This window comes from Xanthomonas sp. NCPPB 2933, assembly GCF_056725225.1.
The window spans coordinates 3,533,681-3,557,018 of sequence record NZ_CM161518.1; the positions used below are offsets into that span (position 1 = coordinate 3,533,681).

The following is a 23,338-nucleotide window of genomic DNA, read 5'->3' on the forward strand; positions in this document are numbered from 1 at the left end:
TCTTCCCCAAAGAACGCACACACTAGGACGCTCCCCGAATGGCCACCGAAGTCAAAGTTCCGGTACTGCCCGAATCCGTTTCCGACGCCACCATCGCCAGCTGGCACAAGAAGGCCGGCGAAGCGGTCAAGCGCGACGAGAATCTGGTCGACCTGGAAACCGACAAGGTCGTGTTGGAAGTTCCTTCGCCCGTCGACGGCGTGCTGAAGGAAATCAAGTTCGAAGCCGGCAGCACGGTCACCAGCAACCAGATTCTGGCGATCATCGAAGAAGGCGCTGTGGCTGCGGCCGCACCGGCCGACGAGAAGAAGGCTGAGGCACCGGCACCGGCCGCTGCTGCGCCGGCCGCCGCTCCGGCAGCTGCCGCCGCTGCACCTGCAGCTGCGTCCAAGTCGTCTGCCGATGCCCTGCCCCCGGGTGCGCGTTTTGCTGCGATCACCCAGGGCGTGGATCCGGCACAGGTCGACGGCACCGGCCGTCGCGGCGCGGTGACCAAGGAAGACATCGTCAATTTCGCCAAGGCCGGCGGCGTGGGCAAGGCCTCTGGCGCCCGTCCGGAAGAGCGCGTGGCGATGACCCGCGTGCGCAAGACCATCGCCAAGCGCCTGATGGAGTCCAAGAACTCCACCGCGATGCTGACCACCTTCAACGAGGTCAATCTCGCCAAGGTGTCGGCCGCGCGCAAGGAGCTACAGGACGAATTCCAGAAGGCGCACGGCATCAAGCTCGGTTTCATGAGCTTCTTCGTTAAGGCCGCTGCCAACGCGCTGCAGCGCTTCCCGCTGGTCAATGCCTCGATCGACGGCGACGACATCATCTATCACGGCTACAGCGACATCTCGATCGCGGTATCGACCGAGAAGGGCCTGGTCACGCCGGTGTTGCGTAACGTCGAGCGCCAGTCGTTCGCTGAAGTGGAACAGGGCATCGCCGACTACGCCGCCAAGGCGCGCGCCGGCAAGCTGGGCCTGGACGACCTGCAGGGCGGTACCTTCACCATCACCAACGGCGGCACCTTCGGCTCGCTGCTGTCCACCCCGATCATCAACCCGCCGCAGAGCGCCATCCTGGGCATGCACGCGATCAAGGAACGTCCGATCGCCGAGAACGGCCAGGTCGTGATCGCGCCGATGATGTATCTGGCGCTGTCCTACGACCACCGCATCATCGACGGCAAGGATTCGGTGCAGTTCCTGGTGGACATCAAGAACCAGCTGGAAAACCCGGGCCGGATGTTGTTCGGCCTGTAAGCCTTGCAGCCCCTCTCCCATCGGGAGGGGGGTTGGTTTGAGGGGACGGCCGCACTTGCATCGCACGGTGTCCGCCCCAAACCCAAGCAGCACCAGTCGGCAGCGCCATCTCCGCTCCGCCGCACCCTCATCCGGCGCTACGCGCCACCTTCTCCCGACGGGAGAAGGGAAAGGCAAAGGACTTTAGAAATGGCTGAAAACTACGACGTCGTCGTCATCGGTGCCGGTCCGGCCGGTTATCACGCCGCCATCCGTGCGGCCCAGCTGGGCATGAAGGTCGCCTGCATCGACGCGGCACTCGGCAAGGACGGCAAGCCCGCCCTTGGCGGTACCTGCCTGCGCGTGGGCTGCATTCCGTCCAAGGCGCTGCTGGATTCCTCGCGCCAGTTCTGGAACATGGGCCATCTGTTCGGCGACCACGGCATCAGCTTCAACGACGCCAAGATGGACGTGCCCACCATGATCGGCCGCAAGGACAAGATCGTGAAGCAGTTCACCGGCGGCATCGCGATGCTGTTCAAGGCGAACAAGATCACCCCGTACTACGGCTTCGGCCAGCTGCTGCCGGGCAACATCGTCAAGGTCGCCCAGCACGAAGGCGGCGAGATCGAGCTCAAGGGCACCAACGTGATCCTGGCCCCGGGCTCGGAGTCGATCGAGCTGCCGTTCGCCAAGTTCGAAGGCGACACCATCGTCGACAACGTCGGCGGCCTGGACTTCACCGCCGTGCCCAAGCGCATGGCAGTGATCGGCGCCGGCGTGATCGGCCTGGAACTGGGCAGCGTGTGGAAGCGTCTGGGCGCCGAGGTCACGATCCTCGAAGCGCTGCCTGACTTCCTGGCCCTGGCCGATGCCGAAGTGGCAAAGACCGCACTGAAGGAATTCAAGAAGCAGGGCCTGGATATCAAGCTCGGCGCCAAGGTCAGCAAGACCGAAATCACCGGCAGCGGCGATGCCAAGCAGGTGGTGGTCAGCTACACCGACGGCGCTGGCGAACAGACCCTCACCGTGGACAAGTTGCTGGTGGCAGTGGGCCGCAAGGCTGCGACCAAGAACCTGCTGGCCGACGGTACTGGCGTCAAGCTCAACGAGCGTGGCCAGATCGAAGTGGACGCGCATTGCCACACCGGCGTCGATGGCGTGTGGGCGGTCGGCGACTGCGTGCGCGGCCCGATGCTGGCGCACAAGGGCTTCGAGGAAGGCATTGCGGTGGCCGAACTGATCGCCGGCCTGCCCGGTCACGTCAACTTCGACACCATTCCGTGGGTCATCTACACCGAGCCGGAGATTGCCTGGGTCGGCAAGACCGAGCAGCAGTTGAAGGCCGAGGGCGTCGCCTACAAGGCCGGCAGCTTCCCGTTCGCGGCGATCGGCCGTGCGGTGGCCATGGGCGAGCCGGCCGGCTTCGTCAAGGTGATCGCCGATGCCGAAACCGACCGCGTGCTGGGCATGCACCTGGTGGGCGTGGGCGTGTCCGAGCTGGTGCACGAAGGTGTGCTGACAATGGAGTTCAACGGCTCGGCCGACGATCTGGCCCGCATCTGCCATGCGCACCCGACGCTGTCCGAAGCGATCCACGATGCCGCAATGGCAGTGAGCAAGCGCGCGATTCATAAGGCGAACTGATCGGGAGTGGTGGATTCGGGATTGGGGATTCGCAACGGCGGCTCCCGGTCCCGACCCCTTCCGGCAATGACATGGCGCCGGGTGAAAACCCGGCGTTATGTTTTTCAAGCCTGGCAAGAACTTCAGACACATCAGCGCGGGCCTGTGCCGACAGCACCACGTGCAATCAGCGCAACGCCGCCCTCGCTTCAACCAATCCCCAATCAACTCCCGAATCCCATGAAATCCATCTGCGTCTACTGCGGTTCCAATGCCGGCAACAAACCCGCCTACGCCGAGCGCGCCACTGCGCTGGGTCAGCGCATCGCCGAGCAGGGCTTGCGCCTGGTCTATGGCGGCGGCAACGTGGGCCTGATGGGCACGGTGGCCAATGCGGTGCTGGCGGCGGGCGGCGAAGTCACCGGGGTGATTCCGCAGCAGCTGGCCGATTGGGAAGTGGCGCATCGCGGGCTGACTACGCTCGAAATCGTCGGCTCCATGCACGAGCGCAAGATGCGCATGTTCGAGCTGTCCGATGCCTTCGTCGCCCTGCCCGGCGGCTTCGGCACCATGGAAGAGATCTTCGAGATGCTGACCTGGCGCCAGCTGGGCATCGGCAACAAGCCCTGCGCGTTTCTGGATATCGAGGACTTTTACGCACCGCTGATCGGCATGATCGATCGCATGGTGGAAGAGCGCTTCCTGCACCCGGACCAGCGCACCGACCTGTGGTACGGCAACGATCTGGCGCAGATGCTGGAGTGGATGCAGCACTACACGCCGGCGCAGGCATCCAAGTGGATCGACGAGAAGCGCCGCTCCACACTGGTGTAATCGACTGCTGTCATTGACCGATGTGATCGGGCTGCACGAGGTGCGCCGTGCAACCGCATGTGCGCGCAAGCTGCCAGCTTGCAACCTTAGTCACACTGGCCGCAGCGATAGGCATCACCGGCTCGCATAGAATGGCGACGATGCTCGATACCCTCGCCGCTGACGCGCACCACAGCCTGGACATCAAGCACAGTCGCTTTCTGGCCAACGCTGCTGCATTGGACGCTCCCGCGCATGCGCTGGAGATCGTGCAGCGCGTGTCTGTTGCAGATGCCACCCACAACTGCTGGGCGTACCGGTTTGGGCAGGAGTACCGCTCCAGCGACGACGGCGAGCCCAGCGGCACTGCCGGGCGGCCGATCCTGGCCGCCATCGATGGCCAGGGCTTTGATCGCGTGGTGGTGGTGGTCACACGCTGGTACGGCGGCATCAAGCTGGGCGCCGGTGGGCTGGTACGTGCCTACGGCGGCGCGGCGGCCGAATGCCTGCGGCTGGCGACACGACAACCATTGATCGCGTTGTCGCTGCTCGACCTGCAGTGCCAGTTCGACGACCTGGGCCTGGTGCATGCCGCACTGAGCGCATTCCATGCCGACAAGCTGGATGAACATTTCGACGCCAATGGCGCCGCGCTACGCGTGCAATTGCCTGCCGATCAACTGGCCGGCTTGAAAACCCGTCTGTGCGACGCCACTCGCAACCGTGTCCACCTCTCAACACCGGAAGCCGCATGAACCAGCCAGCCGCCGCCAGGCCCAACCCATTGCGGAAGCTCGGCAGCCTGCGCACCTTGTGGCCGTTCGTACAACGCCAGCGCGGGTTGTTCGCCGCCTGGTTGATCGCGCTGGCAGTATCTTCGGCCGCCACGCTGAGCCTGCCGGCAGCGGTCAAGCAGATGATCGACCACGGTTTCTCCGGCGGTTCGCAGATCAATCAGGCCTTCGCGCTGTTGTTTGCAGTGGCGGTGGTGCTGGCACTGGCCACGGCCGCGCGCTTTTACTTCGTTGCGTTGCTGGGCGAAAAAGTCGTCGCCGATCTGCGTGGCCGGTTGTACGCGCATCTGATCGGGCTGGACGCCGGCTTTCATGATCGCAGCCGCAGCGGCGAGCTGGTCTCGCGCCTGTCGGCCGACAGCGAGCTGCTGCGTGGGGTGATCGGCACCACCATGTCGGTAGCCTTGCGCAGCTCGGTGACGGTGATCGGCAGCATGGTGATGCTGTTCGTCACCAGCCCGCGGCTGGCCGGGTTCACGCTGATCGGCATCCCGCTGGCGGTGCTGCCGATCGTGTTGGGCGCACGCCGCCTGCAGAAGATCTCGCGCGCCAGCCAGGACCGTGTGGCCGACGCCAACACGCTGGCCGCCGAAACGCTGGGCGCCGTGCGCACCGTGCAGGCACATGCGCGCGAGGGCTACGAAAGCCACCGTTTCAGCCAGGCCTTGTTGGCGGCAATCGAAACGGCGCGGCTGCGCATCCGTACCCAGGCCACTGTCACTGCGGTGGCGATCATGCTGATCTTCGGCGCGATCGTCGGGGTGCTGTGGCTGGGTGCGCACGATGTGATCGGCGGGCGCATGACGCCCGGCACGCTGGGGCAATTCGTGTTGTACGCGTTGATCGGCGGTGGTTCGGTCGGCGCATTGGCCGAGGTCTGGAACGAGTTGCAGCGCGCTGCCGGCGGCATGGGCCGCGTTGGCGAATTGCTCGACGAGCAACCGGCCATCGTCGCGCCGGCCACGCCGCAACCATTGCCGCAGCCGCTGCGCGGCGCGATCCATTTCGATCAGGTGGTGTTTCATTATCCGCAGCGCCCCGATGCGCCTGCCCTGGATCACTTCGATCTGCATGTCCTTCCCGGCGAAACCGTAGCGCTGGTCGGGCCCTCCGGCGCCGGCAAGAGCACGGTGCTGTCGATGTTGCTGCGTTTCCACGACCCGGTCAGCGGCAAGCTGCGCATCGACGATGTGGATCTGCGCGACACCGACCCGGTGCTGCTGCGCGAACGCATTGCCTTGGTGCCGCAGCAACCCACGCTGTTTGCCGCCAGCGCCGCCGACAACATCCGTTATGGGCGCCTGGAAGCGAGCGATGCGCAAGTGGAAGCCGCTGCCGTTGCCGCCGAAGCCGATGTCTTCATTCGCGCCCTGCCGCAGGGCTATGCCAGCGAACTGGGCGAACGCGGCGCACGCCTGTCCGGCGGCCAGCAGCAGCGTGTGGCGATCGCACGTGCATTGCTCAAGGACGCGCCGATCCTGCTGCTGGACGAGGCCACCAGCGCGCTGGACGCGCAGAGCGAGCGTGCCGTGCAGCAGGCGCTGGACCGGCTGATGGAAGGCCGCACCACGCTGGTCATCGCCCATCGCCTGGCCACCGTGCTCAAGGCCGACCGCATCGTGGTGATGGATGCCGGCCGCATCGTTGCGCAGGGCACGCATGCGCAATTGATTGCCGAAGGCGGCCTGTATGCAGAGCTGGCGCGGCTGCAGTTCATCGATCAGTGACGCCTGGATGCGCTGTTGCCTGAGTGACATGGCGGTACGTTTCGCTCACCGGCGCATCGCTGGTGGTGCGCTCCGAGCACTCCCGAAGTAACGCTGTGACGGTAACGAAGTGACGCATGCCCCGCCCTAGAACCACCATTCGCCAGCTCAGTTATTTCGTCGCGCTCGCCGACACCGGAAGCTTCACCCGCGCCGCCGAGCAGATGGGCGTGTCGCAACCCTCGCTGTCGCAGCAGATTCGCGCCTTCGAAACCATCATCGGTGCAGCACTGTTCGAACGCGGCGTGCCGGCGATCCTGACGCCGCTGGGACGCGATCTGCTCGACCGCGCGCGCAGCATCCTGCTCGACATCACCGACCTGGAAGAAGTGCGCGCCACCTCGGCCGACACGCTGATCGGCACCATCCGGCTGGGCGTATCGCCCACGCTCGGCGCGTACCTGATGCCGAGCCTGGTCGCGCGCCTGCACCGCGAGCACCCGGCGCTGCGCGTGCATGTGCGCGAAGGCTTGCCGACGGTGCTGGCCGCAGGCCTGGCCAGCGGTCTGCATGACGTGATCCTTGCGCAATTGCCGGTCGCTGGGCGCGGCCTGCATAGCGAGCGGCTGTTCCGCGAACCGCTGCACGTGACCATGGCCGCAGATCACCCGTTGCGTGCCAAAACCTTCATCACACCAGCCGATCTGCGCGGCGCCAACCTGCTGACCCTGATGCCGGAATACCGCCTGGCCGAACAGATCGCCGCGATCGCCATGGACGTCGGCGCCACCGTCCTGCGCGATTACGAAGGCACCAGCCTGGATGCGATCCGCCAGATGGCCGGGATGGGCATGGGTCTTGCACTATTGCCAGACCTGTATGTGCGCCAGGAAATCCGCGAGGGCGACGACGTCGTCGTTCGGCCGATCAAAGGCGGACGCTACTATAGGGAGATCGGGCTGTTGTGGCGGCAAGGCGCAGGACGCGCGCCGGCCTTCGGGTTGATCGCCGATCTCCTGCGTGCGGTGGCCGCATAGGAAAATCCTATGCGTCGAATAAGCGCTGCGGCCTTGTTCGTTACCTGCAACTCGTCAATGCTTCATTGAACTCATCAACGGAAATCGAATGGCGGGCAAGCAGATCGGATGGCGGGAAGCGGGAGCCTGGCTGGCGGAGATCGTCGGGCCGGACATGCCGTATGTGCGTCTGGCCATGGTGTATGGCGTGGCGATCAGCCTGCTGTCGCTGGCCACGCCGATCTCGGTGCAGTTGCTGATCAACAGCGTAGCCAACACCGCGCTGCCCGCGCCGCTGTGGACGCTGTCGAGCCTGCTACTGGGGCTGTTGCTGCTGGTGGCCGGCCTGAGCGCGATGCGGGTGTGGGTCATGGCGCTGTTCGAGCGCCGCCTGTTTGCGCGCGTGGTCTCGGAGATCACGGTGCGCGCGGTGCATGCGCAAAATCCGTTCTTCGCCGATCAGAACCGCGGCGACATGTTCAATCGTTACTTCGATCTGGTGGTGGTGCAGAAAGCCGTGCCCAGTCTGGCGATCGGCGCTTTCACCATCGTGCTGCAATCGGCGGTCGGGCTGATACTCACCAGTTTCTACCATCCGTTTTTCCTCGGCTTCAACGCATTGTTGCTGCTGGTCATCTTCGGCATCTGGATGATCTGGTCGCGCGGTTCGATCCGCACCGCGGTCGATCTGAGCCATGCCAAGCACGAGGCCGCACGCTGGCTGGAAAGTGTCGGCGGCTCGAACGGTTTCTATAAATCCAGCCGCCATCTCAATTTCGCGATGGACCGCTCCGAAGCCGTCACTGCAGCTTATGTCGACCGGCACCGGCGCCATTTCCGCTACAGCTTCACGCAGACGGTGGCGTTTTTGCTGGTCTACGCGGTAGCCAGCGCAGCGTTGCTGGCGCTGGGCGGCAACCTGATCCTGCGCGGCGAGCTGTCGATCGGCCAGCTGGTCGCGGCCGAACTGATCCTCAGCGCGGTCTTCTACGGCATCTCGCAACTCGGTGGTTATCTGGACGCGTTTTACGACCTGGTGGCGAGCTCGGAAGAGCTGTCGCTGCTGTTTGCGATCCCGCAGGAACGCGCCGTGGTCGCGCGTGGCAAGACGCCCGGCAACAGCGCCGTGCGTCTGGATGGTGTGGTGATCGACGGCGCACGTTTCGATTTTTCGCTGGCCGCTGGCGAGCAGCTGGTGACGATCGCCGATGGCGGTGCGGAGCGGCTGCTGGCGATGATCCTCAAGCGCCACGTGGTGCCCGATCGCGGGCTGGTGATGGTGGGCGGCGCAGACATGGCCACTTTCGACATGTATCTGCTGCGCTCGGAAGTGACGGTGCTCGACCGGCCGACCATTGTCGAGGTCACCATCCGCGAATATCTGGCGCTGGCGTCTGCCGATGTGACTTCGGAGGCGATGCTGGAAGCGATCGATGCAGTTGGGTTACGCAGCCGCATCGCCGCACTTCCGCAAGGTCTCGATACGCGCCTGGCCGCATCGGGCTACCCGCTATGGATCGGCGAAGTGATGGCGTTGAAGCTGGCCAATGCGCTGCTGGTGCGCCCACGCGTGCTGATGCTGGCGCAGTTGTACGATCTGATTCCCGCCGATCGGCTGACCGATGTCTTGCGTCGCCTGAAAGAGGCCGGCACCACAGTGCTGCTGTGCACCGGCCGGCCGGAAGACATCACCCTGGATGGCTGGTTCCACCTGCAGCCCGAGCGGCAGCAGCGCTTTGCCACGCGCGCCGAACTGATCGCATCGACGCAGGAGGCGAACGATGCAGCACGCTCCTGATCGCAACACGCACTTCCCCACCCTGGCGGCGATGCGCCCACCCAGCATCGCCAAGGCGCTGGCGTGGATGCTGCTGATCGGCATTGCCATTGCCAGCGCGATCCTGGCGCTGGCGCCGTGGGTGCAGACCGCCAGCGGCAAGGGCCAGGTGGTGGCGCTGGATCCGGGCGACCGCCAGCAACAGGTCACCGCCTTCGTGCCCGGCCGGGTCGAGCGTTGGTATGTGCACGACGGCCAGCATGTCTCGCGCGGCGATCCGATCGCGCGCGTCGGCGATCTGGATCCGGACCTGCTCACTCGCCTGGCCAGCGAACGTGCACAGGTGCAGGCCGAAATCGCCGCGATCCAGCAATCGCGCGCGGTTGCCAGTATCGACGTGGCACGTAGCAGGCAATTGCTCGCCGAAGGGCTGGCCGGCCGCCGCGACTTCGAGCTGACCCAGATCAAGGTCGCCGAGGCCGACGCCAAGCTGGCCGAATCGCGCGCCAAGCTGACCCGCATCGATATCCAGTTGAATCGTCAGTCCGCGCAATTGGTGCGCGCACCGCGCGACGGCCGCGTGCAGCAGCTCAACGCCGCCAGCGGCAGCGCGATGGTCTCGCCCGGCACGGTGCTGGCGGTGATCGCGCCGGAGCGGGTGGAGCGCGCGGTCGAGCTGTACATCGACGGCCGCGACGTGCCGCTGATCCGCCCAGGCCGCCCGGTGCGGCTGGAGTTCGAAGGCTGGCCGGCGATCCAGTTCAGCGGCTGGCCGTCGGTGGCGCATGGCATGTTCGACGGCCGCGTGCGCGCGATCGACCCCAACGCCGCGCCCGATGGCTTGTTCCGCATCCTGGTCGAACCGCAGCCGGGCAAGCCGGCCTGGCCGGCACGCGAGTTCGCCCGCCAGGGCGGCAAGGTGCGCGGCTGGGTGCAGGGCGAAACGGTGAAGGTCGGCTACGAACTGTGGCGCCAGCTCAACAACTTCCCGCTGGAATTCGGCCGGCGCCCGGCAGCGGCGACGCAGGATGAGGGCAAAGCCAAACCGGCAGCGTCCAAGGCCGAAGACGACGAGACCGGCAAAAAATGATCCGCCGTCTTGTCTTCTTGCTGATCGCGTTCGCGCCGGGCGCGGCGGCGGCCCAAACCACTGCGCTGACCCTGGACGAAGTGCTGCGGTCCTCGGCCCGATCTGCGCCGCAGATTGTCGAATCGCTGGCCAAGGTCCGTCAGGCCGAAGGCAAGGGCATCTCGGCCGATGGCGCGTTCGATACCGTGTTCGATATCGACGGCCGTTCGCGCGAGGCTGGCTATTACGACGGCAGCGCGATCGAAAGCACCGTCAAGCGGCCGTTCGATAACAACGGCGGCTATTACTACGGCGGTTACCGCTCCTCGCGTGGTTCGTTCCCGGTCTACGAAGACAAGTCCTACACCGACCGCGGCGGCGAAGTGAAAGTGGGCGCGCTGTATGCGCTGTTGCGCGATCGCGTGGTCGACGAGCGCCGCACCAAGCGCAGCGTTGCCAGCGCCGACATCAATGTCGCCCAGTACGAAGCCGAAATGGTGGCCATTGGCGTGCAGCGACGCGCGGTGGACGCGTACCAGAGCTGGGTCGCGGCGGGCCTGAAACTGCGCGCGTATAACGACCTGCTGCAACTGGCCGAGCAACGCCGCAACGCGATTTCGCGGCAGGTGACGCTGGGCGCGCGGCCGACCATCCTGCTGACCGAAAACGACCAGAACCTGGTACGCCGACGTGCGCTGGTGGTGCGTTCGGAGCAGGACTTCGCCAACGCGGCCAATGCCTTGTCGCTGTATCTGCGCGACGACACCGGCATGCCACTGATCGTCTCCAGCGAGCGCCTGCCGGCCGATACCTCCGCACTGGAAGGCCTGGCCGGCGCCAGCAAGATCACCGCTCCGGTAGAGCGCCCGGATTACCGCGCCGTGCTGACCCGGATCGATCAGGCCACCGCGCGGCTGATGCTGGCGCAGAACGATCTCAAACCCCGCCTGGATGTGAGCCTGGAAGTCAGCAAGGATCTTGGCGAACCCGGTGTGGGTGGCCCGAACCGCTCGCCCACCGATGCCATCATCGGCTTCCGTTTCAGCGTACCTCTGGAAAACCGTGCCGCCAAGGGCCGCGTTGCCGAAGCGCGCGCCGAGATCGAAGCGCTGGATCAACGCAGCCGTTACCTGCGCGACCAGATCTCGGTGGAAGTCGAGTCGGTGGTCATCTCGCTCAACGCCGCCGAGCGCCTGGCCAAGATCGCCGACGAAGAACGCAGCCTGGCCGACCGTCTCGCTGCCGCCGAGCGGCGCCGCTTCGAGTTGGGATCGGGCGACTTCTTCCTGGTCAATCAGCGCGAAGAAACCGCCAACGACGCACGCGTGCGTTTGATCGATGCACAGGCGCGGATTGCCTCGGCCCGCGCGGAGCTGGCAGCGGCCACGGCTGATCGGGATGCATTGCAGCTGAGTCGTTGAGCCGGCGTCGTTCGAACTTTTCCGCATCGCGCAATGACGCCCGGGTAACACGTGCCTGCGCATGCTCGCCTCCACCGGCCCGGCGCCGGTCGTGCGGTCCCTGGCGGTTCGCACTGCGACCTTGGAATCTTTCGGAGGTGCGTATGTCTTTTCGGCAATTTCCCGCAGTCGGTGCAGATGGCGAGTCTTACGTCATCATCGAATTCCGCGACGAGCTCGCATCCCCCAACGCGCAGCAATCCCGCACGAACGCGCACGCTGCGCCACGTTACGAACTCTCCGATGGCCGCCACCTGCAACGGCAAGGCCAACGCTTCGTCACCCATGGTGGCGAGCTGCGGCTTTCGACGTCCTGAGATGGCACTGGTCATTTTTTGACCACCCAAGCCGCAGCCGTTGCAGCGCAATGGCTGCGCGCAGTTATCCACATGCTTGTGCAGATTTCATCCACACCCTGTGTGGATGAAATGTATGTTGTGGGTGCGCGGCATTGCGCCAAGCGCCAATCAACCAAGCGACAATCACTCGCGACGTCGACTCCTCGCCTACGACTGCAGTCAAACCACCCATGGTTGCTGCTCACATTCCGGCAGCCCGATACCAACATCGACATCTACCAACCGCACGCCGGCACTACCGTTACCCAACGCGATCGGAGCGCTCCAGCACCCGCCCGATCCCGCTGCGATCGATCTCGCTGGCAGCTTGCGCCAACGCAACGCGGTCGCTGTTCGGCTCGAACCCAATCCGGAAATGCAGCTCGCCCACCGGCGTGCGCGAGGAATGGATCGACGACAGATTCACCCCATGCTGCTCGAACACATGCAGCAGCGCGCGCAGCGAGCCGGGTTGATCCTCCGGCAGATACACGCTCAGCGTCAACGGCTCGGTGAGATCGGCCAACAGGTAGCCAACACGCTCGTAGGTGTAGTTGCCCGCCGCAAGCGACTCGCGTTGCAGTGCCTGTGCGTTGTCGTCCAGAAATCGACCGCGAAACTGCGCACGCGCCGCGTCGTCGCCTTGCGCGACCAGGGCGCGCAATTCCTGTAGTTGCAGCAGTAGGCGATCGAGCATCTCGCCCACGTACGGATTACCGAACTGGATGTCTTCGTAGATCGACGGATTGAGCGAGAGAATGCGCGCGATCACTGCAGTATCCAGCTCGAACGAGGCCGAGCGATACGGCATCAGCGCGCGCAGTTCGCCGAGCAGCGGCGCGTAGTCACGCAAGGTGCCGGCCTGCGCCAGATGGGTGGCGTGCACCATCGCCTGCACCAGGGCCATCACGCGGTCGTGGTGCTCGGGCGTGGCGTACACGCATTCGGCCTGCAGCGCAGTACATAGCGTTTGCACCCACGTGGACCACTGCTGCAGGCGGGCTTCGCAGACCACCATCACCCGCCCCTTCAAGGTCGGCGACTTGGGCGGTGCGGTCATCGGATGCAGACCGACCACCTCGGCCTGCGATGCCAGCATCGCAGCGACCGGCGCCTGCTTGATCGAGGTGACATCCATCCACAACTGCGACGCCGCGCGCGGCCCGGCAAGTTCGACATAGCGCTCGATCAATGCGGCGGTGTGGCGAATCGGCGCAGAAAAAATCAGCACATCGGCACGCTGCGCCAGGCTCGCCTCGTCCATACCGCCGACCTCGGCCGGATCGAAGCCGATCACTTCCAGCCCCATGCGCATGCGAAGAAACTGCGCCAGCCATCGACCGTAGGCGCCGGCAATGCCGATGATGCCGATCACCGGCTGCGCGATCATGCCAAGCGCTCGACGGCAAAGCGCGGTGCACCCGCCAGCGCGGCCGGAGCGGCAGCCAACACATCGAACTCCTCAAAGCCTGCAGCCAGCGTCGCTTCCAGTGCGCTATGCACACCGCTGAGCGCATGCCCCACCGCCTGCTCGAACGCCACATCGCGCAGCAGGAAACCGATCAGCAACGCCATCAACACATCGCCGGTGCCGGCAACATCCACCGGCAAATGCGGCGTGGCCCAGCGATACACCGCCTCGTTGCTGACCGCCAACGTCACCAGCTCGCCAGCCGCACCGGCCACGCTGTGCGCAAGCACCCATTGCGGGCCGCGCGCCAGCAATGCGCGCGCGGCGACGATGGCATCGTCCTGTTCCAGACTCGGCAAACCGGTCAATCGCCCAAGCTCGAAGGCATTCGGCGTCACCAGCCAGGCATGCGGCAACAGCCGCTCGGCGAACACGCGTTCCAGTCCGGGTTCGACATACGGGCCGGTGTGCGTGTCGCCGATGACCGGATCCAGGCAGTAACGCAGCTGCGGCGCCTGCGGCAAGGTCTGCTCCAGCCAGTCGGCAAAGACTTCGCCATTGGCCAGACTGCCGAAATAGCCCGATACCAGAATGCGCGCGCGTTGCGGCAGTCCACGTTCGCTCGCACCCAGCAACAAATCGGCCAGCCAATCGGCCGGCAGAATACGCCCGCGCAAGGTGGCGTAAAACGGCGCATTGCTCAGCAGCGTGGTGGGCACTTCCGCCACCCGTAGCCCGAGCGCGCGCAACGGCGGCACTGCCGCGCTGTTGCCGGCATGCCCATAGACCAGTTGCGATTGCACCGAGATCACATCGATCGGCGAAGGACCATCCGGGCGCTGGCGGCGACCGTGGACGAGGTGGCTGTCGGGGGCATTGTTCATCGCCGCATTTTACGCCAGCGCCACCGCGCGCCCAGCGTCGATCGATGCGACCGTCGTCCGCTCGCCACTGCGCGCACCGCCGCCAGATCGGTCTGTGCGCTGGCAGCAGTCGCTATCGCCCTTACCTCTGTGGGCTCCCGCCGCACAAACGTAAATGCCGGCCCCTAGGGCCGGCATTCATAGGGAGAACCTCGCTCAGCCGTGCAGGTCTCCGGGCATTCGGAAGCGGGCATCCGCTCCCACGAATCCCGAATCGCCACACTGGCGCACTACCCCGGCAGGCCGGGCCACACCGCCCTTACGATTCCCCAATCCCGACTCCCGACTCCCGGCCTCAGGACGTCATCCGATCCCAGAACCCCTTGACGCCATCGATGAACGTGGCCGACTTGGGCGAATGCTTGCGTGCATCCTCACCGGTAAAGGTGGACTCGAACTGCTGCAGCAACTCGCGCTGATCGGCGGTCAGATTGACCGGCGTTTCGACCACCACGCGGCAGTACAGATCGCCTTCGGTGCGACTACGTACCGAACGCACGCCCTTGCCGCGCAACCGGAACAGCTTGCCGGTCTGGGTCTCGGCCGGAATGCGGATTTCTGCCTCGCCCCCCAGCGTTGCCACACGCACGGTGTCGCCGAGCGCGGCCTGCGAAATGCGGATCGGCACTTCGCAATGCAGGTCGTCGCCATCGCGCTGGAAGATCGCATGCTCGCGCACGCGCACTTCCACATACAGATCGCCCGGCGGTGTGCCGGCGGGGCCGGCTTCGCCCTCGCCTGCCAGACGGATGCGGTCGCCGGTATCCACACCGGCAGGCACCTTGATCGACAGCACCTTGTCTTCTTCCACCCGGCCGGCGCCGTGGCAGACCTTGCACGGATTCTGGATCAGCGTGCCACGCCCATCGCAATGCGGGCAGCTCTGCTGCATCGCAAAGATGCCGCGCTGGATACGCACCTGGCCACGTCCGTGACAGGTACCGCACACCTCCACCTTGCCGTCTTCCGACCCGCTGCCGTGGCAGGGATCGCATTCGATCAGGGTCGGAATCTCGATGCGTCGCTCGATGCCGGCAACGGCTTCTTCCAGATCCAGTTCCAGCACGTAACCGACGTCGGCGCCACGTCGCGCAGCGCGCGGACCGGCGGCGCCACCGCCGAAAATATTGCCGAAGATATCGCCAAAGATATCTCCCATGTCCGGGCCACCCGGCCCACCGCCACCACCGCCCATGCCGTGCTCGAACGCAGCATGGCCATGCGCATCGTAGGCGCGGCGCTTGTTGCCGTCCGACAGCACTTCATAGGCTTCCTTGCACTCCTTGAACATCGCCTCGGCAGCAGCGTCGCCCGGATTGCGGTCCGGATGGTGCTTCATCGCACAGCGCCGATACGCCTTCTTCAGCTCCTCGTCGCTGGCGCCACGGGTCACGCCCAGCACTTCGTAGTAATCGCGTTTGCTCATAAGCCGGTATTGGGGATTCGTGATTTGAGATTCGTTGAAACGCGAAAGCGGACAGCGTGTGCTGGTCCGCCTTGGCGACGCGACGCGTAGAGGATATCGGGGTGGGGACTCATACGCACGGCGGCGTACGACTCCCCACTCCCGACTCCCAAATCACGGCTTACTTCTTGTCGTCCTTGACCTCGGTGAACTCGGCGTCCACCACGTCATCGGCCGCCTTGGACGCCTGCGCGTTGCCGCTGGCTGCATCGGCGTTGCCGCCCTGCTCTGCCGCGGCGGCTGCCGCGTACAGCGACTGGCCGGCTTCTTCCAGGGTCTTGCTGCGCGCTTCGATCTGCGCCTTGTCGTCGCCCTTCATGGCCTTTTCCAGATCCGACAGCGCCGCTTCCACCTTACCGATCACATCGCCGCCAACCTTGCTGCCATGCTCGGTGATCGCGCTGCGGGTGGCGTGGATCAGGCCATCGGCCTGGTTGCGGGTCTGCACCAGCTCCTGGAACTTCTTGTCTTCTTCGCGGTTGGCTTCCGCGTCGGCGACCATGCGCTGGATCTCTTCGTCCGACAGACCCGAACCGGCCTTGATCTCGACCTTCTGTTCCTTGTTGGTCTTCTTGTCCTTGGCCGACACGTGCAGGATGCCGTTGGCGTCGATGTCGAAGGACACCTCCACCTGCGGCATGCCGCGCGGCGCCGGCTCGATGCCGGACAGGTCGAACTTGGCCAGCGACTTGTTGAAGCGGGCCTGCTCGCGCTCACCCTGCAACACGTGCACGGTGACGGCCGACTGATTGTCTTCGGCGGTGGAGAAGGTCTGCGAGGCCTTGGTCGGGATGGTGGTGTTCTTTTCGATGATCTTGGTGAACACGCCGCCCATGGTTTCGATACCCAGCGAAAGCGGGGTCACGTCCAGCAGCAGCACGTCCTTGACGTCGCCGGCCAGCACGCCGCCCTGGATCGCGGCGCCAACGGCCACGGCTTCGTCCGGGTTGACGTCCTTGCGCGGTTCCTTGCCGAAGAAATCGGCAACCGCCTGCTGCACCTTCGGCATGCGGGTCTGACCGCCGACTAGGATCACTTCGTTGACGTCGCTGGCACGCAGGCCGGCATCGTTCAACGCGGTGCGGCACGGCTCGATCGACTTCTTGACCAGGTCTTCCACCAACGCTTCGAGCTTGGCACGGGTCAACTTGATGTTGAGGTGCTTCGGGCCCGATGCATCGGCGGTGACGTACGGCAGGTTCACTTCGGTCTGCTGGCTGGTCGACAGCTCGATCTTGGCGCGCTCTGCGGCGTCCTTCAGGCGTTGCAGCGCCAACGGATCCTTACGCAGATCGATGCCCTGATCCTTGTTGAATTCGTCGACCAGATACTCGATGACGCGGTTGTCGAAGTCTTCGCCGCCCAGGAAGGTGTCGCCATTGGTGGCCAGCACTTCGAACTGCTTCTCGCCATCGACTTCGGCGATTTCGATGATCGACACGTCGAAGGTGCCGCCGCCCAGGTCGTACACCGCAATCTTGCGGTCGCCGCCGTTCTTGTCCAGGCCATAGGCCAGGGCTGCAGCGGTCGGCTCGTTGATGATGCGCTTGACGTCCAGACCGGCGATGCGGCCGGCGTCCTTGGTGGCCTGACGCTGGCTGTCGTTGAAGTACGCCGGCACCGTGATCACGGCCTCGGTGACCTTCTCGCCCAGGAAATCCTCGGCGGTCTTCTTCATCTTTTCCAGCACGCGCGCAGAGATTTCCTGCGGCGCCATACGCTTGCCATCGCTGGTCTGCACCCAGGCATCGCCATTGTCGTGGGCGAGGATGCCGTACGGCACGTGCGAGATGTCCTTCTGCACTTCGGCATCGGTGAACTTGCGGCCGATCAGGCGCTTCACCGCGTAGAAGGTGTTCTTCGGGTTGGTGACCGCCTGGCGCTTGGCCGAGGCACCGACCAGCACTTCGCCGTCCTTGGTGTAGGCGACGATCGAAGGCGTGGTGCGATCGCCCTCGGAATTTTCGATGACGCGGGCCTTGCCGCCGTCCATGATCGACACGCACGAGTTCGTGGTGCCGAGGTCAATACCAATGATCTTGCCCATGGATACGCTCCTGATGATTCTGTAGCTGTTTCCGGCGACGCCGGGTCTGGCTGAGATGTGGGGGTGGTGCGCAGGTGTTCAAGCCACCTGTACGAATCTGCGTTCCGCGTCCGCGCCGGCCAGTTCAGCCGGCAGCAGCCTTCAGTCGTGCTTGGCCACGACCACCAGGGCCGGGCGCAGCAGGCGATCGTTGAGCAAATAGCCTTTCTGGAACACCTGCACCACGTGGCCCGGCGCGATGCCCTCGGCCTCGCCCTGGCTGATCGCCTGGTGCTGGTCCGGGTTGAACGGCTGGCCGACCGGATCGAGCAGGGTCAAACCATTGTCGGCAGCGACCTTGAGCAGCTGCTTGTAGGTCATGTCCAGACCATCGCGCAGCGGGCTAGGTTGGCTGCCGGCAGCGGTCAGGCCCGCATCCAGGCTGTCGAACACCGGCAACAGCTCGCCCAGCAGCTTCTCGTTGGCGAACTTGCGTGCATTGTCGACATCGCGGGCGATGCGCTTGCGTTGGTTTTCCAGATCGGCGCGCTCGCGCAGGGCGTCGGCCTTGACCAGCGCGATCTCGCTGCGCAGCGATTCGATCTCGGCCTTGAGCGGATCGGTCTCGGGTGGGTTCTGGGACAGGTCTTCGGAGTCGAATTCGGAGTGGTCTTGGTTCATGTGCACAGTTCCCGGGCCGGCGGAACGCCCGCCCCAACGTCACCCCGTATGTGGGCGCCCGCGCGCGTTTCAAGCAAAACGATCGCCCCGATCGACTCCGGTTATCGCGATGCGGGTGGTTCCATGGCCGCGCCCAGCACCTGGGCGGCGGTCTGCACCAGCGGAATCAGGCGGTCGTAGGCCATGCGTTTGGGCCCGATCACCCCCAGCACGCCCAGCACCTGGCCATTGGCGGCATACGGTGCGGTGACCAGCGAGACGTCTTCCAGCGACACCATGCCGGTCTCCTCGCCGATGAAGATGCGCACGCCAGGGGCCTGGATGGTGCGTTCGAGCAGCTGCAGGATCTCGCGCTTGCTGGCGAAGGCCTCGAACAGCTCGCGCAGCCGGTCCAGGTCCGACAGGTCGTGCACACCCATCAGCCGGGTCTGCCCGGCCATCACCATGTCGTCGGCCTCGGCCGGCACCAGCGCCTCGCTGGCCAGGTCCACGCTGTGCGCCAGCAGCTGCTCCATCTCGTTCTTGGCCACGCGCAGCTCGCGCAGCAGCGAGGCGCGGATATCCGATAGCGCGCGCCCGGCAAACTGCGCATTGAGGTAATTGGCCACCCGCTCCAGCTCGGCCGGCTCGTAGGCGCGGCGCGGCTCGATCACCCGGTTCTGCACCTCGTTGTCGGCAAACACCAGAATCGCCAGCACCCGCCGCGCATCCAGCGCCACGAAATCGATGTGCCGGAAGGCGAACTGCTCGCGCCGCGGCGCGCTGACCACGCCGACGAAGTGGCTCATCGCCGACAGCATCTGCGAGGCGCTGCCCAGCAACGATTGAGTCCCGTTGCCGCTGGCAAGCTCGGCGCGCAGGCGGCGCACTTCTTCCTCGCCCGGCGGCTGCATCTGCACCAGGCTGTCGACGAACACGCGGTAGCCGTGCGCGGTAGGAATGCGCCCGGCCGAGGTGTGCGGAGAGCTGAGCAGCCCCACATCTTCCAGGTCGGCCAGAATATTGCGGATGGTGGCCGGGCTGACATCCAGCCCCGCATGCTGGGCCAGCGTCTTGGAGCCCACCGGCTCGCCGTCGCGGATGTAGCGGGCAATCAGCGTGCGTAGCAGCTGGCGTGCGCGGGGGTCGAGCGTTGGGGACTGTGACGCGCGCATGGGATCATCCGGTGAGACTGGGCATAGATAATCTCTGGCCCCGTGATTGGCAAGGGTCTCATTCCCTCGCCGCCCCTCCCACCCTAAGCTTGCCCAAAGCGTTCACACTCGATCCCATGCTCAGACACCTCTCCATCAAGGATTTCGCCGTCGTCCGCGCCACCGAACTGGAATTCGGACCGGGCATGACCGTGGTCTCCGGCGAAACCGGCGCCGGCAAGTCGCTGATGGTGGACGCGTTGGGCTTTCTGTCCGGCCTGCGCGCCGATAGCGGCGTGGTCCGCCACGGTGCCGACCGCGCCGAGCTCTCGGCCGAATTCCAGCTGCCCAGCGAACACCCCGGCCTGACCTGGCTGGCCGACAACGAACTGGACGACGACGCGCAATGCCAGCTGCGCCGCATCATCCGCGCCGATGGCGGCTCGCGCGCCTGGATCAACGGCCGCCCGGTCACCTCTTCGCAGCTGTCCGAGCTGGCGTCACGGCTGGTGGAAATCCACGGCCAGCACGAGCACCAGGCCTTGATGGCCCGCCACAGCCAGCTCACCCTGCTCGACGCCTACGCACGCAACAGCGCGCAGCGCGAACAGGTGCGCCAGGCAAGCCGGCAGTGGCAGGCGCTGCTGGACGAGCGCGATGCGCTCTCGGCGCAGGGCGATGTCTCCGACCGTATCGGCTTCCTCGAACACCAATTGGGCGAACTCGAACGCGAAGACCTGGACCCGGCCGCAATTGCCGCGCTGGACATCAATCATCGTCGTCAGGCGCATGCCACCGCGCTGATCGGCGCCTGTGAAAGCGTCGTCCAGCAGCTCAACGGCGACGATGGCGCATCGGCGCTGGGCCTGCTGCAAGGCAGCCGCCACGACCTGGCCCGCGTCGCCGAACACGAGCCGCGCCTTGGGGAGGTGGACGCACTGCTGGACAGTGCCGCAATCCAGATCGACGAAGCGCTGGCCCTGCTCGACCGCGTACGCGACGACCTGGACGCCGACCCGGCCCAGTTCGAAGCCATGGAACGCCGGCTCGGCCGTCTGCACGATCTGGCGCGCAAGCACCGCGTGACCCCGGACGAACTGGCCGCGCAGCGCGACCGCATGAGCCAGGAAGTGGAAAGCCTGCGCGGCGCAGACGAACGCCTGCAGCAGCTGGACAAGCACATCGCCACCGCAACCGACGTCTGGCGCAACGCCGCCGCGGCCCTCAGCGCCAGCCGCACTACCGCGGCAGACTCCTTGTCGGCCGCCACCACCACGCTGATCGGCGAGCTGGGCATGGGCGGCGGGCAGTTCCTGATCCAGTTGCAGCCGCAGGACACCCTGCGCCCGGATCCCAACGGCGCCGAGCGGGTGGAATTTCTGGTCGCCGCCAACGCCGGGCAACCGCCGCGCGCGTTGCGCAAAGTCGCCTCCGGCGGCGAGCTGTCGCGGATTTCGCTGGCGATCGAAGTCGCCGCACTCGGGCTGGACAGCGTGCCGACCATGGTCTTCGACGAAGTCGATTCCGGTATCGGCGGCGCGGTGGCCGACATCGTCGGGCAAAAGCTGCGCGCTCTGGGCGAAGAGCGCCAGGTGCTATGCGTCACCCACTTGCCGCAGGTCGCCGCCAAGGGCCACGCGCATTACCGGGTCAGCAAGGCGCCGGTGGACGGCATGACCCAGAGCGCGGTCGAACTGCTCGGCCCGCAGGCCCGTCAGGAAGAACTGGCGCGCATGCTGGGCGGTGTGGAAGTGAGCAAAGAGGCTCGCGCGGCCGCACGCAAGCTGCTGCAGAGCGCGTAATCGGCCCGGTTGCCGGGCGACACGCTCGGCGTTGTCGAGGCGGCTACCGTCTGCAAACGCACAAGGCGGCCGAAGCCGCCTTGTCGTTGCCGCCGTGCTGCGCGCCGGGTTTAGCGCACGCGCTTCTTGCGCACGTACAGCACCAACGAATGCTCTTCCAGCTCGTAACCGTGCTGGGCGGCGATCTGGCGCTGCAACGCCTCGATCTCTTCGCTTTCGAACTCGATCACGTGGCCGGTATCCACATCGACCATATGGTCGTGGTGGCCACCGCGATCCAGCTCATAGACGGCCTGGCCGCCTTCGAAATTGTGCTTCAGCACCAGGCCGGCAGCCTCGAACTGGGTCAGCACCCGATACACGGTGGCCAGACCGATTTCGTCGCCGTGGTCGAGTAGCTGGCGATAGATGTCTTCTGCGCTGAGGTGATGGTGATTGCTCTTTTGTTCGAGCAATTCCAGTATCCGCATCCGCGGATGGGTCACCTTGAGCCCGACTTTGCGCAGGTCGTGGGTTTCCATACGTTCTCCGTTCATTGGCGATTTAGCGCCAGCTGCCTTCAAACGGGTCGCGGCGACCGGGGGGAGTGTATCATCGGCGTGATTTCCTCAGCACTTAATCCCCGATGCGCAATCTCCTGCTGGTCGCCGCCGTTGCTCTTTCCACCGCTGGCTGCGGCATCATCTACAAGCAGCCGATCTACCAGGGCAATCTGATCAAACAGAATGCCGTGGAGCAACTCCAGGTCGGCCAGAGCAAGCAGCAGGTCAGCGCGTTGCTGGGCACTCCTTCGATCCCCGACCCGTTCCATGCGCAGCGTTGGGACTACACGTCCACCCAGCGCGTAGACCGTCTGGCGCACACCGAGGTCAAGAACTTCGTCGTGTACTTCGAAAACGAGCAGGTTACCCGTTGGGAGGGCGATTATTTCCCGGCCCAGGACGAGCAGCTCGCCAAGTCGGCACCCAAGCAGTTCGGCCGCAATCTGGCGCGCGACAAGAAGAAGCAGCGCGGCCGTTAGATGCGGCTGCTCGGCGATTTTGCGATCGTCTGAGTGTTGGCAGGACCAGAGAACGCATCCCTTTAAACGGATGCGTTTTTTAGTTTTATCCGGTCGGAAACCGGCTCCGGGCGGCAGTCCCGGCCAGGCGATGACCGCGATGGAGGAGGACGTGTTGGATCAAGGACTGCAGCGCAGGCCCTGACACCGACTGCGCGTTTTGTCGGCTGCGTCGTGTCCACAGGCGCTTGTCCGAACCAACGGCTACGTTCGGCTTCTCGGGACAGTTGCCGGAAGAGTTCGCTGTGCCGCACCGCGCACGTGCGTCGCAGCGCTGGCAAACGACTAGGCGTTGGGGCCGGCTTTTTTGCTGGGTCCGGCACGGCGGCGACGCGCCTCTTTCGGATCCAGCAACAGCGGCCTGAGCAATTCGACCCGGTCGCCATCGCGCAGCACCTGATCCGGTCGCGCAATTACCCCGTGAATCGCCTGTGCTGCGATCGGCTGATCCACCGCCAGACCAGAAGCGGCAATCGCCTCGGCTACCGTGGCGCCGTCAGGCAGATCCAGTTGCATCGAGCTGTATCGATCCGGCCAGGCCAGCACCACTTCGACCTGCATGGCTTACACGTCGCCGCGATCGGCGACCCGCACGAAATCGTTGACCATGCGATCGGCCAGCCCCTGAAAGCCCAGCGCCAGCGCCGGACCCAGCAGCCGCGAGCTGGTCTCCACTTCCATCGTCAAACTGACCTTGCAGGCGTTTTCGCCCAGCGACTGAAATTCCCACAGGCCTTCCAGACGCTTGAACGGGCCGTCGCGCAGATGCATGACGATGCGTTCCGGGCGCTCAAGCCGATTTTCGGTAGTGAACCAGGTGCGGAACGATCCCAGCCCCAGATCCAGGCGCGCCACGATATGCGCCTGGTCCTGCTCAAGCACATGGGCAGCATCGCACCAGCCGAAACGGCGCGGATAGGCGGCGACATCATTGACCAGATCGAACATGCGGGTGGCGCTGTGTTCGACCAGTGCGCTGCGACGGATGGTAGGCATTCTCTAACTTGTG

The 23,338-nt window shown here is 65.2% G+C and carries 21 protein-coding genes; 12 read left to right on the top strand and 9 right to left on the bottom strand.

All coding sequences use genetic code 11. The features are described 5' to 3' along the window. The first annotated feature begins 38 nt into the window (after positions 1-38). The 10 genes from sucB to AC1PLU_RS14535 all read left to right on the top strand — a co-directional run bounded on the left by sucB (position 39) and on the right by AC1PLU_RS14535 (position 11,807). Entirely contained in the window at positions 39-1,250 is a 1,212-nt protein-coding gene (sucB, locus tag AC1PLU_RS14490; RefSeq protein ID WP_183086828.1) for a dihydrolipoyllysine-residue succinyltransferase, read from the top strand. 189 nt (positions 1,251-1,439) lie between these two features. Further along, on the top strand, positions 1,440-2,876 hold the full coding sequence (gene lpdA, locus AC1PLU_RS14495; RefSeq protein WP_481106587.1) for a dihydrolipoyl dehydrogenase: 1,437 nt from the start codon (positions 1,440-1,442) through the stop codon (positions 2,874-2,876). A 219-nt stretch (positions 2,877-3,095) separates the two neighbouring features. Continuing rightward, complete coding sequence (locus tag AC1PLU_RS14500) at positions 3,096-3,689, top strand: LOG family protein (protein WP_481106588.1); 594 nt, start codon at positions 3,096-3,098, stop codon at positions 3,687-3,689. Positions 3,690-3,820: 131 nt separating this feature from the next. Continuing rightward, positions 3,821-4,423: an IMPACT family protein gene (locus AC1PLU_RS14505; RefSeq protein WP_043889120.1), complete on the top strand. Its 603-nt coding sequence runs from the start codon at positions 3,821-3,823 to the stop codon at positions 4,421-4,423. Next, positions 4,420-6,189 carry an ABC transporter transmembrane domain-containing protein gene (locus tag AC1PLU_RS14510; RefSeq protein WP_006449469.1) on the top strand — a complete coding sequence of 590 codons (1,770 nt, stop codon included), beginning with the start codon at positions 4,420-4,422 and terminating at the stop codon, positions 6,187-6,189. The genes AC1PLU_RS14505 and AC1PLU_RS14510 overlap by 4 nt, the downstream gene beginning before the upstream one ends. Positions 6,190-6,305: 116 nt before the next feature. Further along, on the top strand, positions 6,306-7,205 hold the full coding sequence (locus tag AC1PLU_RS14515) for a hydrogen peroxide-inducible genes activator (protein WP_006449468.1): 900 nt from the start codon (positions 6,306-6,308) through the stop codon (positions 7,203-7,205). Between the two features lie 88 nt (positions 7,206-7,293). Continuing rightward, complete coding sequence (locus tag AC1PLU_RS14520; RefSeq protein ID WP_115036656.1) at positions 7,294-8,982, top strand: ATP-binding cassette domain-containing protein; 1,689 nt, start codon at positions 7,294-7,296, stop codon at positions 8,980-8,982. Then, positions 8,966-10,051: an efflux RND transporter periplasmic adaptor subunit gene (locus tag AC1PLU_RS14525; RefSeq protein WP_115036654.1), complete on the top strand. Its 1,086-nt coding sequence runs from the start codon at positions 8,966-8,968 to the stop codon at positions 10,049-10,051. Before AC1PLU_RS14520 ends, AC1PLU_RS14525 begins: the two co-directional genes overlap by 17 nt. After that, on the top strand, positions 10,048-11,451 hold the full coding sequence (locus AC1PLU_RS14530) for a TolC family protein (RefSeq protein WP_481094441.1): 1,404 nt from the start codon (positions 10,048-10,050) through the stop codon (positions 11,449-11,451). The genes AC1PLU_RS14525 and AC1PLU_RS14530 overlap by 4 nt, the downstream gene beginning before the upstream one ends. Before the next feature lie 143 nt (positions 11,452-11,594). Then, positions 11,595-11,807, top strand: a complete 213-nt coding sequence (locus AC1PLU_RS14535; RefSeq protein ID WP_481106589.1) for a hypothetical protein — start codon at positions 11,595-11,597, stop codon at positions 11,805-11,807. A 283-nt stretch (positions 11,808-12,090) separates the two neighbouring features. Here AC1PLU_RS14535 and AC1PLU_RS14540 read toward each other — a convergent pair whose 3' ends face one another. From AC1PLU_RS14540 to hrcA, 6 genes are all read right to left on the bottom strand, one after another. Continuing rightward, the gene (locus AC1PLU_RS14540) at positions 12,091-13,218 is read right to left on the bottom strand and encodes a prephenate dehydrogenase (RefSeq protein WP_481106590.1); all 1,128 of its coding nucleotides are present in this window, start codon (positions 13,216-13,218) and stop codon (positions 12,091-12,093) included. Then, complete coding sequence (pdxY, locus tag AC1PLU_RS14545; RefSeq protein WP_481106591.1) at positions 13,215-14,123, bottom strand: pyridoxal kinase; 909 nt, start codon at positions 14,121-14,123, stop codon at positions 13,215-13,217. The genes AC1PLU_RS14540 and pdxY overlap by 4 nt, the downstream gene beginning before the upstream one ends. A gap of 334 nt (positions 14,124-14,457) precedes the next feature. After that, positions 14,458-15,588 (bottom strand): molecular chaperone DnaJ, encoded by a 1,131-nt coding sequence (gene dnaJ, locus AC1PLU_RS14550; protein ID WP_481106592.1) that lies wholly within the window; start codon positions 15,586-15,588, stop codon positions 14,458-14,460. A 160-nt stretch (positions 15,589-15,748) separates the two neighbouring features. Then, a complete protein-coding gene (dnaK, locus tag AC1PLU_RS14555) occupies positions 15,749-17,674 on the bottom strand; it encodes a molecular chaperone DnaK (RefSeq protein WP_481106593.1) in 1,926 nt (641 codons plus the stop codon). Positions 17,675-17,815: 141 nt separating this feature from the next. Continuing rightward, complete coding sequence (gene grpE, locus AC1PLU_RS14560) at positions 17,816-18,334, bottom strand: nucleotide exchange factor GrpE (protein WP_023903539.1); 519 nt, start codon at positions 18,332-18,334, stop codon at positions 17,816-17,818. 101 nt (positions 18,335-18,435) lie between these two features. Further along, on the bottom strand, positions 18,436-19,488 hold the full coding sequence (gene hrcA / locus AC1PLU_RS14565) for a heat-inducible transcriptional repressor HrcA (protein ID WP_481106594.1): 1,053 nt from the start codon (positions 19,486-19,488) through the stop codon (positions 18,436-18,438). A gap of 116 nt (positions 19,489-19,604) precedes the next feature. Here hrcA and recN point away from each other — a divergent pair, with 116 nt between their 5' ends. Further along, positions 19,605-21,269, top strand: a complete 1,665-nt coding sequence (gene recN / locus AC1PLU_RS14570; RefSeq protein ID WP_481106595.1) for a DNA repair protein RecN — start codon at positions 19,605-19,607, stop codon at positions 21,267-21,269. Positions 21,270-21,379: 110 nt separating this feature from the next. On the opposite strand, the gene fur is transcribed toward recN, so the two are convergent. Beyond that, complete coding sequence (gene fur / locus AC1PLU_RS14575) at positions 21,380-21,790, bottom strand: ferric iron uptake transcriptional regulator (protein WP_006449456.1); 411 nt, start codon at positions 21,788-21,790, stop codon at positions 21,380-21,382. A 104-nt stretch (positions 21,791-21,894) separates the two neighbouring features. Between fur and AC1PLU_RS14580 the strand changes: the two genes are divergently transcribed. Beyond that, positions 21,895-22,290: an outer membrane protein assembly factor BamE gene (locus AC1PLU_RS14580; protein ID WP_006449455.1), complete on the top strand. Its 396-nt coding sequence runs from the start codon at positions 21,895-21,897 to the stop codon at positions 22,288-22,290. A 324-nt stretch (positions 22,291-22,614) separates the two neighbouring features. Here the strand turns inward: AC1PLU_RS14580 and AC1PLU_RS14585 are convergent, their stop codons facing one another. Together AC1PLU_RS14585 and AC1PLU_RS14590 are read right to left on the bottom strand one after the other, a co-directional pair. Then, positions 22,615-22,890: an RnfH family protein gene (locus AC1PLU_RS14585; protein WP_023903535.1), complete on the bottom strand. Its 276-nt coding sequence runs from the start codon at positions 22,888-22,890 to the stop codon at positions 22,615-22,617. Between the two features lie 3 nt (positions 22,891-22,893). After that, positions 22,894-23,325 carry a type II toxin-antitoxin system RatA family toxin gene (locus AC1PLU_RS14590; RefSeq protein ID WP_006449453.1) on the bottom strand — a complete coding sequence of 144 codons (432 nt, stop codon included), beginning with the start codon at positions 23,323-23,325 and terminating at the stop codon, positions 22,894-22,896. Positions 23,326-23,338: the final 13 nt, after the last annotated feature.